The sequence below is a fragment of the Psychrobacillus sp. PGGUH221 genome, from assembly GCF_042055255.1.
Taxonomy (GTDB): domain Bacteria; phylum Bacillota; class Bacilli; order Bacillales_A; family Planococcaceae; genus Psychrobacillus.
On sequence record NZ_JAQMHQ010000010.1, the window covers coordinates 185,036 to 198,069 of the forward strand.

Consider the following 13,034-nt stretch of genomic DNA (forward strand, 5'->3'; position numbering starts at 1 on the left):
GGAAGTAATGGCTAAAAGAAAAACGAAATTTATGTGTAATTCATGTGGATATGAGTCAGCTAAGTGGATGGGAAGATGCCCTGGTTGTGGCGAATGGAACACGATGGTAGAAGAGTTAGAAATCGTTTCCAAAGGACCTAAACGTTCCTTTCAGCATTCCACAGGGGTAGCTCAAAAAGCCACACCTATTATCTCGGTAGAAACAGTAGAAGAACCACGAGTAGAAACAGAGCTTATGGAACTGAACCGCGTACTCGGAGGTGGGATTGTGCCGGGGTCGCTCGTATTAATCGGTGGTGATCCAGGTATCGGTAAATCTACTTTACTATTACAAGTCTCTGCGTTGCTTGCCAATAAAGGAGAGCGAGTATTGTATATATCTGGTGAGGAATCTATTAGACAAACAAAACTCCGAGCGGAACGACTTGGTGTCACATCTGCGGAACTATATATATATTCTGAGACAAACTTAGAGTTAATCAATGAAACAATTGAAAGTGTAGAGCCACGATTTGTCATTGTCGACTCTATACAAACCGTACATCATCCGGAAGTAACGAGTGCTCCTGGGAGTGTGTCCCAAGTTCGAGAATGTACGGCTGAACTAATGCGGATTGCTAAGACAAAGAATATAGCGATCTTTTTGGTGGGGCACGTAACAAAAGAAGGACAAATTGCTGGTCCTCGTTTATTAGAACATATGGTAGATACGGTTTTATATTTTGAAGGAGAACGCCATCACACGTATCGTATTTTACGTTCTCAAAAGAACCGTTTTGGATCGACCAACGAAATTGCTATTTTTGAGATGGTACAACAAGGATTAAAAGAAGTATTGAATCCTTCCGAACTATTTTTACAGGAACGCTCCCATGGAGCAGCTGGTTCCGCCATTGTTGCATCGATGGAAGGGACGAGACCGATTTTAGTGGAAATTCAAGCACTTGTCACACAATCGAGCTTTAATTATCCGAAACGAATGGCTACCGGTATTGATCAAAATCGGGTTTCTTTGCTTATGGCAGTACTCGAAAAACGTATGGGATTACTGTTACAAACGCAAGATGCTTATATAAAAGTTGCCGGAGGTGTAAAATTAGATGAACCTGCTATCGATTTAGCCGTCCTAGTAAGTATAGTATCGAGTTTTAGAGATACAGGGGTTACCCCAACAGACTGTTTTATTGGAGAAGTTGGACTTACAGGTGAAGTTAGAAGGGTATCTAGAATCGAACAACGTGTGCAGGAAGCTGCAAAATTAGGGTTTAAAAGAGCAATTATCCCTGCTTCTAATATAGGAGGCTGGGATTATCCGAAAGGCATTCAAGTAGTAGGCGTTGAATCTGTAAATGATGCCATGAAAGAAGCTTTTCAATAAAATATATTTGTTTCTATTAATGAATTAACAGGGGTGACTAGTTGCTCCTGTTAGTCATAATAGACGTATAACAAAATTTGACGTTATAATAAATGATAACTGGAGGTGGAATGTTTGTTAAAATGGATTATTCAAATTGCATTCATTTTAATAGGAGGTACATTAGGGTTAATATTTTTACCGCACTTATATGAACTTATAAATTTATCCAATAACCCTTGGATTCATAATCCATATGTATCTGTTATTATCGGTGCAATCATACTTTACGTTGCAGCATTATTTTTAACAGACTATTTAATTAATTTCATACGATGGATGGAAGAGCGTCTTTTGAAAGCCCCTATAGGTGACTTACTGTTTGGTACATTGGGACTCGTCATTGGTTTGATTGTTGCATTTTTACTTGGAACAGCTATTAATAATATCGCTATACCAGGTATAGGCTCGGTTGTGCCGGTGCTTTTATCTATTGTACTTGGTTATTTAGGTTTTCAAGTAGGGTTTAAAAAGCGGGATGAGCTTTTGCAAGTTTTTACTCCTTCCAAGCAATCAGGAACTAAGAAGAAAACTCAAGAGGAAGAAGAGCAAGGTTTAATCACTGGAACATATAAACTTCTTGATACTAGCGTTATAATTGATGGACGCATTGCAGATATTTCACAAACAGGATTTATGGAAGGTATATTGGTAGTTCCACAATTTGTGCTAACTGAGTTACAGCATATAGCAGACTCTTCAGATACATTAAAAAGAACTAGAGGACGTCGAGGGCTAGATGTATTGAAAACATTACAAACAGAACGTGCTTCTGCAGTAAAGATTGTAGAGGATGATTTCGAAGACATTCAAGAAGTAGACATGAAGCTTATGCGTTTAGCGAAGAAGATGAATGGCATTGTTGTAACGAATGACTTCAACTTAAACAAAGTTTGCGATCTTCATCAGGTGCGGGTACTTAACATTAATGATCTGGCAAATGCGGTTAAACCAGTCGTTATTCCCGGGGAAATAATGCATGTAGTCGTAATTAAGGATGGCAAGGAGCATAACCAAGGTGTTGCTTACCTAGACGATGGTACGATGATTGTTGTAGAAGGTGGGAAATCATATATTGGACAAGCGTTGAATGTGGAAGTGACAAGTGTACTTCAAACTTCAGCAGGTCGAATGATTTTTGCTAAACCACAAGACTCGAAATAATAGGGGAGGGTTGTTTCCTAGATTTTCAATAGGATAACACCCTTTTTCTATTGTTACATAGAGGAGAGAATTAGGGGATGTATACGGTATTATTACCCGCTGCAGGCAGTGGGAAGCGCATGGGAGCAGGGCAGAATAAGCTTTTTTTGAAGTTGAGAGATGTTCCAATTTTAATACATACTTTGCGCGTTTTTGAGAATGACCCCATGTGTCAACACATTGTGCTAGCGGTTAAAAAAGAGGAACAGACATACATTGAACAATTATTATTGAAACACGAGATTACAAAAGTAGCAGCTATTACGGAAGGAGGAGCAGAACGTCAGCATAGTGTATATGCTTGTTTAAAAGCTTCTCCAAGCCAAGGGATTGTACTTGTACATGACGCAGCAAGGCCGTTTATTAAACGAGGGGTTATTCACCAGCTTGTTGAAACTGCTACTCAATCGAGAGCAGCGGTAGCGGCAGTTCGTGCCAAAGATACGATGAAAAAAGTGGAAAATGGTATAATTCAAGAAACAGTAGATCGAGAAAGTTTATGGATTATTCAAACGCCACAAGCTTTTCAGTTTGAGCTATTAGAAAAAGCAGAGCGCTTGGCAAATGAAGAAGGTTATTTAGGGACAGATGAAGCGATGCTAGTCGAACGTTTAGGAGAAAGTGTACATATCGTGGAGAGTACATACGATAATGTAAAAATGACTACGAAAGAAGATCTCCTTTTTGGTGATGTGATTTTAAATAAAATGGAGCAGGAGGAACAATAAGATGTTACGAGTTGGACAAGGATTTGACGTACATGAATTTGCGGAAAATCGCCCTTTAATAATTGGAGGAGTTACAATTCCTTACGAAAGAGGACTAATTGGACATTCAGATGCAGATGTATTGCTTCATACGATTACAGATGCAGCACTTGGAGCAATTGGTGAAGGGGATATCGGCAAACATTTCCCGGATACAGATCCTGATTTTAAAGATGCAGATTCAGCCAAGCTATTGGAGCATATTTGGAAATTAGTAGATGCTCGCGGATACAAATTAGGTAATATCGATTGTACGATTATTGCACAAAAGCCTAAAATGGCACCCTATATTGAGGCAATTCGTGTGCGTGTGGCGGAGTTGCTTCAAGCGGATGTATCCCAAGTAAATGTGAAGGCAACAACAACAGAAAAGCTTGGATTTACAGGACGTGAAGAAGGAATTGCTTCAATGGCGACAATATTGCTTATAAAGAAAGACTAACTTTTAAAAAGACGTTAGCAGTGGTAGAATAAATAAAGTTTATCCCGCTTTATGGATAGTAAGATAAGGTCATCTGTAAAGGAAACTTTCACAAGCTGAAGTTTCACTTTATATGAACGAAAACTAGGAGGATTTACAATGACACAAGAAGTTCGCGTACGATACGCGCCAAGCCCAACAGGGTATTTACATATCGGAGGGGCACGAACAGCATTATTTAACTATTTATTTGCACGTCACAATAACGGGAAGTTTATCGTTCGTATCGAGGATACAGATATTGAACGTAATGTAGAAGGTGGCGAGTTATCTCAGCTTGAAAATCTTAAATGGTTAGGTATCGAATATGACGAGTCAGTTGATATTGGTGGACCATACGCACCTTATCGTCAAATGGAACGACTAGATATTTATACAAAGCATGCTGAAGAAATGTTAGAAAAAGGGCATGCGTATAAATGTTTCTGTACTTCAGAGGAATTAGAAGCAGAACGTGAAGTGCAAAAAGCAAACGGAATAGCTGCGCCTATGTACAACGGTAAATGTCGTCATTTATCTGCAACAGAAGTCCAAGAAAAAGAAAATGCAGGTATGCCTTATACTATCCGTATGCGTGTACCTGAAAATGTAACCTACACATTTGAGGATTTAGTTCGTGGATCGGTTACTTTTGAATCCAAAGATATTGGTGACTGGGTACTTGTAAAAGCAAATGGCATTCCAACATATAACTATGCGGTAGTTTTAGATGATCACTTTATGAAAATTTCCCATGTATTCCGTGGGGAAGAGCATTTATCTAACACTCCAAAACAATTAATGATATTTGATGCGTTTGGGTGGGAATACCCTGCATACGGTCACATGACTTTAATCATTAATGAAAATCGTAAAAAGCTTTCAAAACGTGACGAGTCTATTATTCAATTTGTTACGCAATACAAAGATCTAGGTTACTTACCTGAAGCAATGTTCAACTTCTTTGCACTTTTAGGATGGTCTCCTGAAGGGGAAGAAGAGATATTCTCTAAAGAGGAAATTATAAAAATATTTGATGTGAATCGTTTATCTAAATCACCTTCCATGTTTGATAAACAAAAATTAACGTGGATGAATAATCAATATATTAAGCAATTACCACTTGAAAAAGTAGTGGAACTAGCATTGCCACACTTACAAAAGGCGGAGCTACTTCCAGCAGAACTATCGGAGGAACAACATGCTTGGGCAACGAAGCTTATTGCTCTATACCACGATCAAATGAGCTTTGGTGCTGAAATAGTTGAATTGTCATCACAGTTCTTTGAACATGAGATTGCATATACTGAAGAAGCGGAAGAAGTGTTAGCAGGTGAACAAGTTTCAGAGGTAATGGCTGCATTCAAAGCACAGTTAGAAACTTTAGAAATATTTGAAGCAGCTGAAATTAAAGCTGCGATCAAAGCAGTTCAAAAAGAAACTGGCCATAAAGGGAAAAATTTATTTATGCCAATCCGTGTAGTAACAACTGGTCAAACACATGGTCCTGAGTTGGCAGATGCTATCAGTCTTATCGGAAAAGAAAATGTAATTGCTCGAGTGGCTAAATACGCAAAACAATAATATTGACTTTCCTCTAGTAAGGTGTGAAAATGAGGATACAAATTCCGAACGGAAGCTAGAAAAAGCAAGGATGAGGAGAAGTAAGTAACACAAGTTCTTTAGAGAGGACCATCACCGGCTGAAAGTGGTCTGAACCAATGAGTTACTGAAATGCACCTCTGAGTGCCATGCCGAACATGTCAGTAGGCTGGACGTATCATCTGCGTTAAGGATGCGAAGTGGGAAGGGTGTTTTATTTGCCTTTTCAATCAGAGTGGAACCGCGCCCAAAGCGTCTCTGTCTAATTATAGACAGGGACGCTTTTTATTGTGGAAGAAAAGTTTAGCTTTTCCTACAACGTTTACATGTTTCTAAGAAAGGAGAAAAAAGGATGTTTGAGCGAATCAAAGAAGACATAGCAGTTGTATTTGAACAAGATCCTGCAGCAACAAGTATCCTGGAAGTAGTATTAACATACTCGGGTTTACATGCTATTTGGAGTCATCGGATTGCACACGCTTTTTATAATAAGAAATTATTTTTCCTCGCACGTGTTATTTCGCAAATTAGCCGATTTTTCACTGGTATTGAAATTCACCCGGGTGCGAAGATTGGAAGACGTTTTTTTATCGACCACGGAATGGGTGTTGTCATCGGGGAAACCTGTGAAATAGGGGAAGATTGTACGATATATCAAGGTGTCACATTGGGTGGTACAGGAAAAGAAAAAGGAAAAAGACATCCTACACTTGCCAATAATGTATTAATAGCAACTGGTGCCAAAGTGTTAGGTTCGATTACAATTGGAGAAAATAGTAAGGTGGGAGCAGGGTCTGTTGTTTTAAAAGATGTTCCAATGAACTCAACAGTAGTTGGTATACCTGGAGTAGTTGTAATTCAAGATGGAGTGAAAGTAAAGCAAAATGCACATCATCAAGACTTGAATCACCAAGACTTACCGGATCCGTTCGCTGATCGATGTAGAGAGATGGAGTATGAAATAAAAAATTTACAAGAAGAAGTAGAAAGACTTAAAAAGGAAAAGGAGATAAGTATACATGGCAATACAAATTTTTAATACATTAAAACGTGAAAAAGAACCCTTTGTACCAATGGAAGAGGGAAAGGTAAAAATGTATGTTTGTGGACCAACAGTATATAACTACATTCACATCGGGAATGCTCGTCCAGTGATCGTATACGATACGGTACGGAAATATTTGCAATATCGAGGATATGAAGTAACGTACGTATCCAATTTCACAGATGTGGATGACAAAATTATTAAAGCTGCAAATGAGTTAGGTGAAGAGGTTTCTGAGTTAACAGAACGTTTTATTGAAGCTTATTTTGCAGACGTAGAGGCATTAGGATGCAACCGAGCTGATTCGCACCCTCGTGTGACCGATCACATGACCGAAATAATAGATTTTATTAAAGTGTTAGAAGAAAAAGGCTATGCGTATGAATCTCAAGGTGATGTATACTACCGCACAAGAAAGTTTGAGGGTTATGGAAAGCTTTCTCACCAATCGGTCGATGATTTAAAAGTTGGTGCACGAATCGAGGCCGGTGAAAAGAAAGAAGATGCTTTAGACTTTGCATTATGGAAAGCTGCGAAGCCAGGAGAGATTTTCTGGGAGAGCCCATGGGGCCAAGGACGTCCAGGGTGGCACATTGAATGTTCGGTAATGGCTCGAGAAGTACTAGGTGATACAATTGATATCCATGCTGGTGGGCAAGATTTAACTTTCCCTCATCATGAAAATGAAATTGCACAATCGGAAGCAAGAACAGGTAAAACATTTGCAAGATATTGGATGCATAATGGCTACATCAATATTGACAATGAAAAAATGTCAAAATCACTAGGTAACTTCGTTTTAGTTAATGATATTCGTCAAAATATTGATCCACAAGTATTGCGTTTATTCATGCTGAGTGTACATTATCGTCACCCAATTAACTATTCCGGTGATTTAGTAGAACAAGCGGAAGCTGGCCTAGAACGTATCCGTACATCGTATGCAAATGTGTTACATCGCTTAGACGCGACAGCGGACTTAGGTGACCATCATGATATTTGGATGCACAAAATAGGAGAAGTAAAAGAGCAATTTATCACTGCAATGGATGACGATTTTAACACAGCGAACGGAATTGCTGCAGTTTTTGAATTATCTAAGCTAGCAAATACGTATCTATTAGAAAAACAGACTTCTGAAAATGTGTTAAAGCAATTCTTAACAATTTTTGATGAACTGACTACAGTATTGGGAATTTCTCTCCAACAAGAAAAAGAAGTATTGGATGAAGAAATTGATGCATTAATCGAAGAACGAAATCAAGCGAGAAAGGATCGCAATTTTGCTCGTGCAGATGAAATAAGAGATCAATTAAAAGAAATGAATATTATTTTAGAAGATACAGCGCAAGGTATCCGATGGAAAAGAGGATAAACTTATGACTAACTTTAAGTTATCCGATGTTAAACAATTAAACTCGTTAGCTTTAGCTTATATGGGAGATGCTGTCTTCGAACAAGTCGTTCGAGAGCATCTCATTCGTTCTGGTCGAGTTAAGCCAAACATATTGCACAGAGAAGGAACTAAGTATGTATCTGCAAAAGCACAGGCGACGATTGTTCACGAGCTTTTAGATAAAAAAATCCTAACAGAAGAGGAACTTGCGGTATTAAAAAGGGGTAGAAATGCAAAGTCTGGTACTGTACCGAAAAATACAGATGTCCAAACATATCATTATAGTACTGCGTTTGAAGCATTAGTAGGAAGCTTATATCTAAGTGAGCAAAAAGAACGGTTGGAAGAATTACTTCTATTTTCAATTAAATTTATTGACGGACAGAAAGGGGAGAAGAAGTAAATGGCAGAGAATACAGAACAAACGGGAGAAATTATCGCTGGGAAAAACCCTGTTGTAGAAGCGCTACGTTCAGGAAGAGATATGAATAAAGTGTGGATTGCTGAAGGCATACAAAAAAGCGGAGTCTCGGAAATAATTCAACTAGCTAAGGAAGCGGGAATCATCGTTCAATTCGTTCCAAAAAAGAAATTAGATAACTTGACCGATGCCAATCACCAAGGGATCGTTGCTTCGGTCGCTGCATATCGATATGCGGAACTGGATGATTTGTTTGAATTAGCTGCAAGTAAACAAGAAGATCCTCTCTTTATAATTTTGGATGAAATTGAAGATCCACATAATCTTGGGTCTATTATGAGGACAGCAGATGCGGTTGGGGCACACGGTATTATAATTCCAAAAAGACGTGCTGTGGGACTAACTGCAGTTGTTGCTAAGGCATCTACTGGAGCAATTGAGCATATTCCGGTGTATCGAGCTGGAAATCTAGCGCAAACGGTGGATGAGTTAAAAGAACGTGGAGTTTGGATTGCGGGGACAGATGCTACAAAGTCCACTGACTATCGTCATATGGATGCCACACTTCCATTAGCGCTTATTATTGGTAGTGAAGGTAAAGGGATGAGTCGTTTATTAAAAGATAAGTGTGATTTCTTATACCATTTACCAATGGTCGGTCATGTAACAAGTTTAAATGCGTCTGTTGCTGCGTCTATACTTTTATACGAAGTATTGCGTGTAAGACGTCCTCTTTAAGGATAGCCTGATGCAAATTCTTCTTGTCGATGGTTATAATATCATCGGCGCATGGAAAGAGTTAAGAGTTTTAAAGCAAGAAAAACTACTAGACGCAAGAGACCGACTTCTGGAACTGATGGCTGAATATAAAGCGTTTACGGGTATTCGTGTAATTGTCGTATTTGACGCACATTTAGTTCCGGGAATTGAAAATAAGCAGAAGCAACGTGATGTAGAAGTTATTTTTACTCGAACAAACGAAACAGCAGATGAGCGAATTGAGAAGCTTACAAGAGAATTAAGTGGTAGAAAAATAGAAATTTATGTAGCTACTTCTGATATGACGGAGCAAAGAGTTATTTTTGGACAAGGCGCATTAAGAAAATCTGCTCGAGAATTTGAAATTGAAATGACGGCTATATCGTCGAATATAACGAAAAAAGTGAGGTATATTCAAGATAATAAGCCGTCTTCCAAGATCCCTCTAACGGACGAAATTGCAGAAATTTTCGAAAAATGGCGAAGAGGAATGAAATGATGCATTGACTGGATAAATTTTCATCCTGTATACTTGTGATAACTATCGTAAACTTGCAGAGGTGACTTCATTGGAAAAGATCGAACATAATCTACAACAATTAGATAGTTTACAAGATGAGGAGCTTGTAGAGATGGTTCATCAAGGTAACACTGAAGCGCTTGATTATTTAATTACGAAATATCGTTCTTTCGTTCGAATGAAAGGCAGATCCTATTTTTTAATTGGAGCAGACAAGGAAGATATTCTTCAAGAAGGTATGATAGGATTATATAAAGCGATTCGTGATTTTAAAGAAGAAAAGCTAGCATCCTTTCGAGCTTTCGCGGAGTTATGTATTACTCGACAAATCATTACAGCGATAAAAACTGCTACACGTCAAAAACATATTCCACTTAATTCTTATGTTTCACTGGACAAGCCAATCTATGATGAAGAATCGGATCGGACATTGATGGATATGATTGCCGGTTCGGTAATAGATGATCCGGAAGAATTGATAATCAATCGAGAAGACTATGATTATATGGAAGAGAAAATGGCAGAAATTTTAAGTGAACTGGAACAACAAGTTCTTGCGCTATACTTGGATGGGCAGTCTTATCAAGAAATATCAGAAGAACTAAATCGGCACGTGAAATCAATTGACAATGCACTCCAGCGAGTGAAACGTAAGCTAGAGAGATATATGGAGATTGGTAGTAATTATGCCTAAACACTGGGATTTTGTTGACACTGAATTAGTAAAATGATAATCTTGAAAAAGATTACACGCCAAAAAGGTGAGAAAATGACAAAGAAAATTGTCTTGAGTTGTGAGAAATGTGGAAACCGAAATTATTCGTTTCCTACATCGAAAGAAAGTGCAACACGTGTAGAACTAAAAAAATATTGTTCGCACTGTAACGAGCATACACTTCATAAACAAACATTATGAGTATGTAAAAAAAGATAGATTTTCCGTGTGGAGGTTTAGCTAGAATGGCTAATGTTGGAGGATTCTTTAAAAATGTAATGTCCGAAATGAGAAAAGTGAGCTGGCCTAAAAAGAAAGAGCTTACGAAATATACAATGATTGTACTTGCAACTGTTGTAATTATGGCTGTATTCTTTGCTGTAGTAGATTTAGGGATTTCAGAACTTTTCCGTTGGTATTTGGATTTATAAAATGTAGTATGTTAATATTTTTGAAATAGCCCGTCTTATTTAAACGAACGGGTTTTTTCATTTGTCTGAGAAAAGGAGGGAAGGACGATTAGTCCGTCAACTATGGAAAAAAATTGGTATGTCGTTCATACTTACTCTGGGTATGAAAATAAAGTAAAAGCAAACTTAGAAAAACGTGTAGAAACTATGGGGATGCAAGATAAAATTTTCCGAGTATACATCCCTGAACAGGAAGAAACAGATATTAAAGATGGAAAAAAACGTGTTGTAACGAGAAAAACTTTTCCTGGGTATGTATTCGTTGAACTTGTTATGACGGATGATGCTTGGTATGTAGTTCGAAATACACCTGGTGTAACAGGATTCTTAGGTTCATCAGGCGGAGGGACAAAACCGACTCCTATAGCTCCTGAAGAAGTTCAATCTATGTTAAAACAAATGGGTAATACCGAAGGTAAAGTGGAAATTGATATTGAAATCGGTGAATTAGTAGAAGTGCTAGAAGGACCATTTGCTCATTTCCAAGGTAAAGTAGAAACAATCGATACTGCTAAAGGTAAAGTAACTGTTTCAGTTGATATGTTTGGCCGTGAAACTAATATGGAGTTAGACTTCGATCAATTAACAAAGATATAATTCTTGTCGGACTGGGTACAGAAGCTTTTTATACAATCAGAAATGATACGTTTAAATTTTGAGCTAGTTCACGCCAAAAAATATTATTTTCCATTGTTACTTGCTAAAGGTTGAAAATAGTGGTATCATTTCAAAGGTCAGACTGAAAATTAGTCTGCATGAATTTTTATAATGTTATCGGCAATTCGCTGAGAGACAGATATTTGAGTGGGAGGGGCAACCCAATTACCACATCACGGACTTAAGGAGGTGTGTCTCGTGGCTAAAAAAGTGATTAAAGTTGTTAAATTACAAATTCCTGCTGGTAAAGCAAACCCAGCGCCACCGGTTGGTCCTGCATTAGGACAAGCGGGTGTTAATATCATGGGATTCTGTAAGGAGTTCAACGCACGTACTGCAGATCAAGCAGGTCTAATCATTCCGGTTGAAATTTCTGTATTTGAAGATCGTTCATTTACTTTCATTACAAAAACTCCGCCGGCAGCAGTGTTACTTAAAGTAGCAGCAGGTATTCAATCTGGATCAGGTCAACCAAACCGCGTAAAAGTGGCGACAGTGAAACGTGATAAAGTTCGCGAAATCGCAGAACAAAAAATGCCAGATTTAAATGCAGCATCTGTTGAAGCAGCTATGTTGATGGTTGAAGGTACTGCACGTAGCATGGGTATTACGATCGAAGACTAATACTTAATGTGCATTTTGATATGACGCAATTGTTTTTTGGAAGGTTGTAGTTGTTCCTAAGAATAACTGCAACCTTTACACGTGGGAGGTTTATTCCGCTAAAACCACTATCAAGGAGGACATTTTAAATGGCTAACAAAGGTAAAAAATTACAAGAAGCTACAAAACTAGTTGACCGTAATGCATTGTACTCAGTTAAAGAAGCAATCGAACTTGCTAAAAAAACGAGCACAGTTAATTTTGATGCAACTGTAGAGGTTGCTTTCCGTCTAGGAATCGATACTCGTAAAAATGACCAACAAATCCGTGGAGCAGTTGTGCTTCCAAACGGAACTGGTAAAACACAACGCGTATTAGTATTTGCTAAAGGCGAAAAACTAAAAGAAGCAGAAGCTGCTGGTGCAGACTACGCAGGTGATGTAGAATACATCAACAAAATCCAACAAGGATGGTTCGATTTCGATGTTATCGTTGCGACACCAGACATGATGGGTGAAGTTGGTAAAATCGGTCGTGTACTTGGACCAAAAGGCTTAATGCCAAACCCAAAAACAGGTACAGTTACATTTGACGTAACAAAAGCTATCGAAGAAATTAAAGCTGGTAAAGTAGAATACCGCGCTGACAAAGCTGGTATCATTCACGCTCCTATCGGAAAAGTTTCTTTCGAAGACGACAAATTAGTAGAAAACTTCTTAGCAGTATTTGAAGTAGTACAAAAAGCTAAACCAGCTGCTTCAAAAGGTGTTTACATGAAGTCTGTAAATGTTACAACTACTATGGGTCCAGCTGTAAAAATTGATACTCAATCAGTAAAATAATAATTGACAATCATAAGTCTATCTGTTAAGATGACTTTTGTTGTGAAATATACATTTGTACCGAAGACAGTAGGAGTGACTTGTCACTTAATATCCTACCGAGGACATGCAAATTCAGATTCTTATTAGATGATGACTTTCTGCCTCTGTGTCTATC

16 protein-coding genes and 2 other annotated features (1 of these 18 cut by a window edge) are annotated in these 13,034 nt (G+C 38.2%); all 16 genes read left to right on the plus strand.

Annotated elements, in window-relative coordinates; translation table 11 throughout:
• Positions 1-7 precede the first annotated feature (7 nt).
• The gene (radA, locus tag PGC35_RS17600; RefSeq protein ID WP_053591288.1) at positions 8-1,378 is read left to right on the plus strand and encodes a DNA repair protein RadA; all 1,371 of its coding nucleotides are present in this window, start codon (positions 8-10) and stop codon (positions 1,376-1,378) included.
• Positions 1,379-1,492: 114 nt separating this feature from the next.
• Positions 1,493-2,581 (plus strand): PIN/TRAM domain-containing protein, encoded by a 1,089-nt coding sequence (locus PGC35_RS17605; protein WP_056831205.1) that lies wholly within the window; start codon positions 1,493-1,495, stop codon positions 2,579-2,581.
• A 77-nt stretch (positions 2,582-2,658) separates the two neighbouring features.
• Positions 2,659-3,348, plus strand: coding sequence for a 2-C-methyl-D-erythritol 4-phosphate cytidylyltransferase (gene ispD / locus PGC35_RS17610; RefSeq protein ID WP_375220072.1), 690 nt, complete (start codon positions 2,659-2,661; stop codon positions 3,346-3,348).
• A 1-nt stretch (position 3,349) separates the two neighbouring features.
• Complete coding sequence (gene ispF / locus PGC35_RS17615; RefSeq protein WP_375220073.1) at positions 3,350-3,829, plus strand: 2-C-methyl-D-erythritol 2,4-cyclodiphosphate synthase; 480 nt, start codon at positions 3,350-3,352, stop codon at positions 3,827-3,829.
• A 138-nt stretch (positions 3,830-3,967) separates the two neighbouring features.
• Complete coding sequence (gltX, locus tag PGC35_RS17620) at positions 3,968-5,431, plus strand: glutamate--tRNA ligase (RefSeq protein ID WP_375220074.1); 1,464 nt, start codon at positions 3,968-3,970, stop codon at positions 5,429-5,431.
• Positions 5,432-5,489: 58 nt separating this feature from the next.
• Positions 5,490-5,712 (plus strand) — a binding site (T-box leader).
• A gap of 89 nt (positions 5,713-5,801) precedes the next feature.
• Positions 5,802-6,488, plus strand: a complete 687-nt coding sequence (gene cysE, locus PGC35_RS17625) for a serine O-acetyltransferase (protein ID WP_053591293.1) — start codon at positions 5,802-5,804, stop codon at positions 6,486-6,488.
• Positions 6,469-7,869: a cysteine--tRNA ligase gene (cysS, locus tag PGC35_RS17630; RefSeq protein WP_056831195.1), complete on the plus strand. Its 1,401-nt coding sequence runs from the start codon at positions 6,469-6,471 to the stop codon at positions 7,867-7,869. The genes cysE and cysS overlap by 20 nt, the downstream gene beginning before the upstream one ends.
• 4 nt (positions 7,870-7,873) lie before the next feature.
• On the plus strand, positions 7,874-8,293 hold the full coding sequence (locus PGC35_RS17635; RefSeq protein ID WP_375220075.1) for a Mini-ribonuclease 3: 420 nt from the start codon (positions 7,874-7,876) through the stop codon (positions 8,291-8,293).
• On the plus strand, positions 8,294-9,049 hold the full coding sequence (gene rlmB, locus PGC35_RS17640; RefSeq protein WP_053591296.1) for a 23S rRNA (guanosine(2251)-2'-O)-methyltransferase RlmB: 756 nt from the start codon (positions 8,294-8,296) through the stop codon (positions 9,047-9,049).
• Positions 9,050-9,059: 10 nt separating this feature from the next.
• Positions 9,060-9,569, plus strand: a complete 510-nt coding sequence (locus tag PGC35_RS17645; protein WP_053591297.1) for an NYN domain-containing protein — start codon at positions 9,060-9,062, stop codon at positions 9,567-9,569.
• Positions 9,570-9,639: 70 nt separating this feature from the next.
• Positions 9,640-10,284: an RNA polymerase sporulation sigma factor SigH gene (gene sigH, locus PGC35_RS17650; protein ID WP_053591298.1), complete on the plus strand. Its 645-nt coding sequence runs from the start codon at positions 9,640-9,642 to the stop codon at positions 10,282-10,284.
• Positions 10,285-10,359: 75 nt separating this feature from the next.
• The gene (gene rpmG, locus PGC35_RS17655; protein ID WP_082355294.1) at positions 10,360-10,506 is read left to right on the plus strand and encodes a 50S ribosomal protein L33; all 147 of its coding nucleotides are present in this window, start codon (positions 10,360-10,362) and stop codon (positions 10,504-10,506) included.
• A 44-nt stretch (positions 10,507-10,550) separates the two neighbouring features.
• Positions 10,551-10,736, plus strand: a complete 186-nt coding sequence (gene secE / locus PGC35_RS17660; protein WP_053591299.1) for a preprotein translocase subunit SecE — start codon at positions 10,551-10,553, stop codon at positions 10,734-10,736.
• 102 nt (positions 10,737-10,838) lie between these two features.
• Positions 10,839-11,372 (plus strand): transcription termination/antitermination protein NusG, encoded by a 534-nt coding sequence (nusG, locus tag PGC35_RS17665; RefSeq protein ID WP_375220076.1) that lies wholly within the window; start codon positions 10,839-10,841, stop codon positions 11,370-11,372.
• A 258-nt stretch (positions 11,373-11,630) separates the two neighbouring features.
• Entirely contained in the window at positions 11,631-12,056 is a 426-nt protein-coding gene (gene rplK, locus PGC35_RS17670) for a 50S ribosomal protein L11 (protein ID WP_053591301.1), read from the plus strand.
• Positions 12,057-12,184: 128 nt separating this feature from the next.
• A complete protein-coding gene (gene rplA / locus PGC35_RS17675) occupies positions 12,185-12,877 on the plus strand; it encodes a 50S ribosomal protein L1 (RefSeq protein WP_053591302.1) in 693 nt (230 codons plus the stop codon).
• A 42-nt stretch (positions 12,878-12,919) separates the two neighbouring features.
• Positions 12,920-13,034, plus strand: a sequence feature (ribosomal protein L10 leader region) (it continues 30 nt past the right edge of the window).

What these genes read in the sequence shown, in the direction of transcription:
- radA (WP_053591288.1), top strand. Translation starts at nt 8, where the DNA reads ATGGCTAAAAGAAAAACGAAATTTATGTGTAATTCATGTGGATATGAG.
- ispD (WP_375220072.1), top strand. Translation starts at nt 2,659, where the DNA reads ATGTATACGGTATTATTACCCGCTGCAGGCAGTGGGAAGCGCATGGGA.
- ispF (WP_375220073.1), top strand. Translation starts at nt 3,350, where the DNA reads ATGTTACGAGTTGGACAAGGATTTGACGTACATGAATTTGCGGAAAAT.
- gltX (WP_375220074.1), top strand. Translation starts at nt 3,968, where the DNA reads ATGACACAAGAAGTTCGCGTACGATACGCGCCAAGCCCAACAGGGTAT.
- cysE (WP_053591293.1), top strand. Translation starts at nt 5,802, where the DNA reads ATGTTTGAGCGAATCAAAGAAGACATAGCAGTTGTATTTGAACAAGAT.
- cysS (WP_056831195.1), top strand. Translation starts at nt 6,469, where the DNA reads ATGGCAATACAAATTTTTAATACATTAAAACGTGAAAAAGAACCCTTT.
- PGC35_RS17635 (WP_375220075.1), top strand. Translation starts at nt 7,874, where the DNA reads ATGACTAACTTTAAGTTATCCGATGTTAAACAATTAAACTCGTTAGCT.
- rlmB (WP_053591296.1), top strand. Translation starts at nt 8,294, where the DNA reads ATGGCAGAGAATACAGAACAAACGGGAGAAATTATCGCTGGGAAAAAC.
- PGC35_RS17645 (WP_053591297.1), top strand. Translation starts at nt 9,060, where the DNA reads ATGCAAATTCTTCTTGTCGATGGTTATAATATCATCGGCGCATGGAAA.
- rpmG (WP_082355294.1), top strand. Translation starts at nt 10,360, where the DNA reads ATGACAAAGAAAATTGTCTTGAGTTGTGAGAAATGTGGAAACCGAAAT.
- secE (WP_053591299.1), top strand. Translation starts at nt 10,551, where the DNA reads ATGGCTAATGTTGGAGGATTCTTTAAAAATGTAATGTCCGAAATGAGA.
- nusG (WP_375220076.1), top strand. Translation starts at nt 10,839, where the DNA reads ATGGAAAAAAATTGGTATGTCGTTCATACTTACTCTGGGTATGAAAAT.
- rplA (WP_053591302.1), top strand. Translation starts at nt 12,185, where the DNA reads ATGGCTAACAAAGGTAAAAAATTACAAGAAGCTACAAAACTAGTTGAC.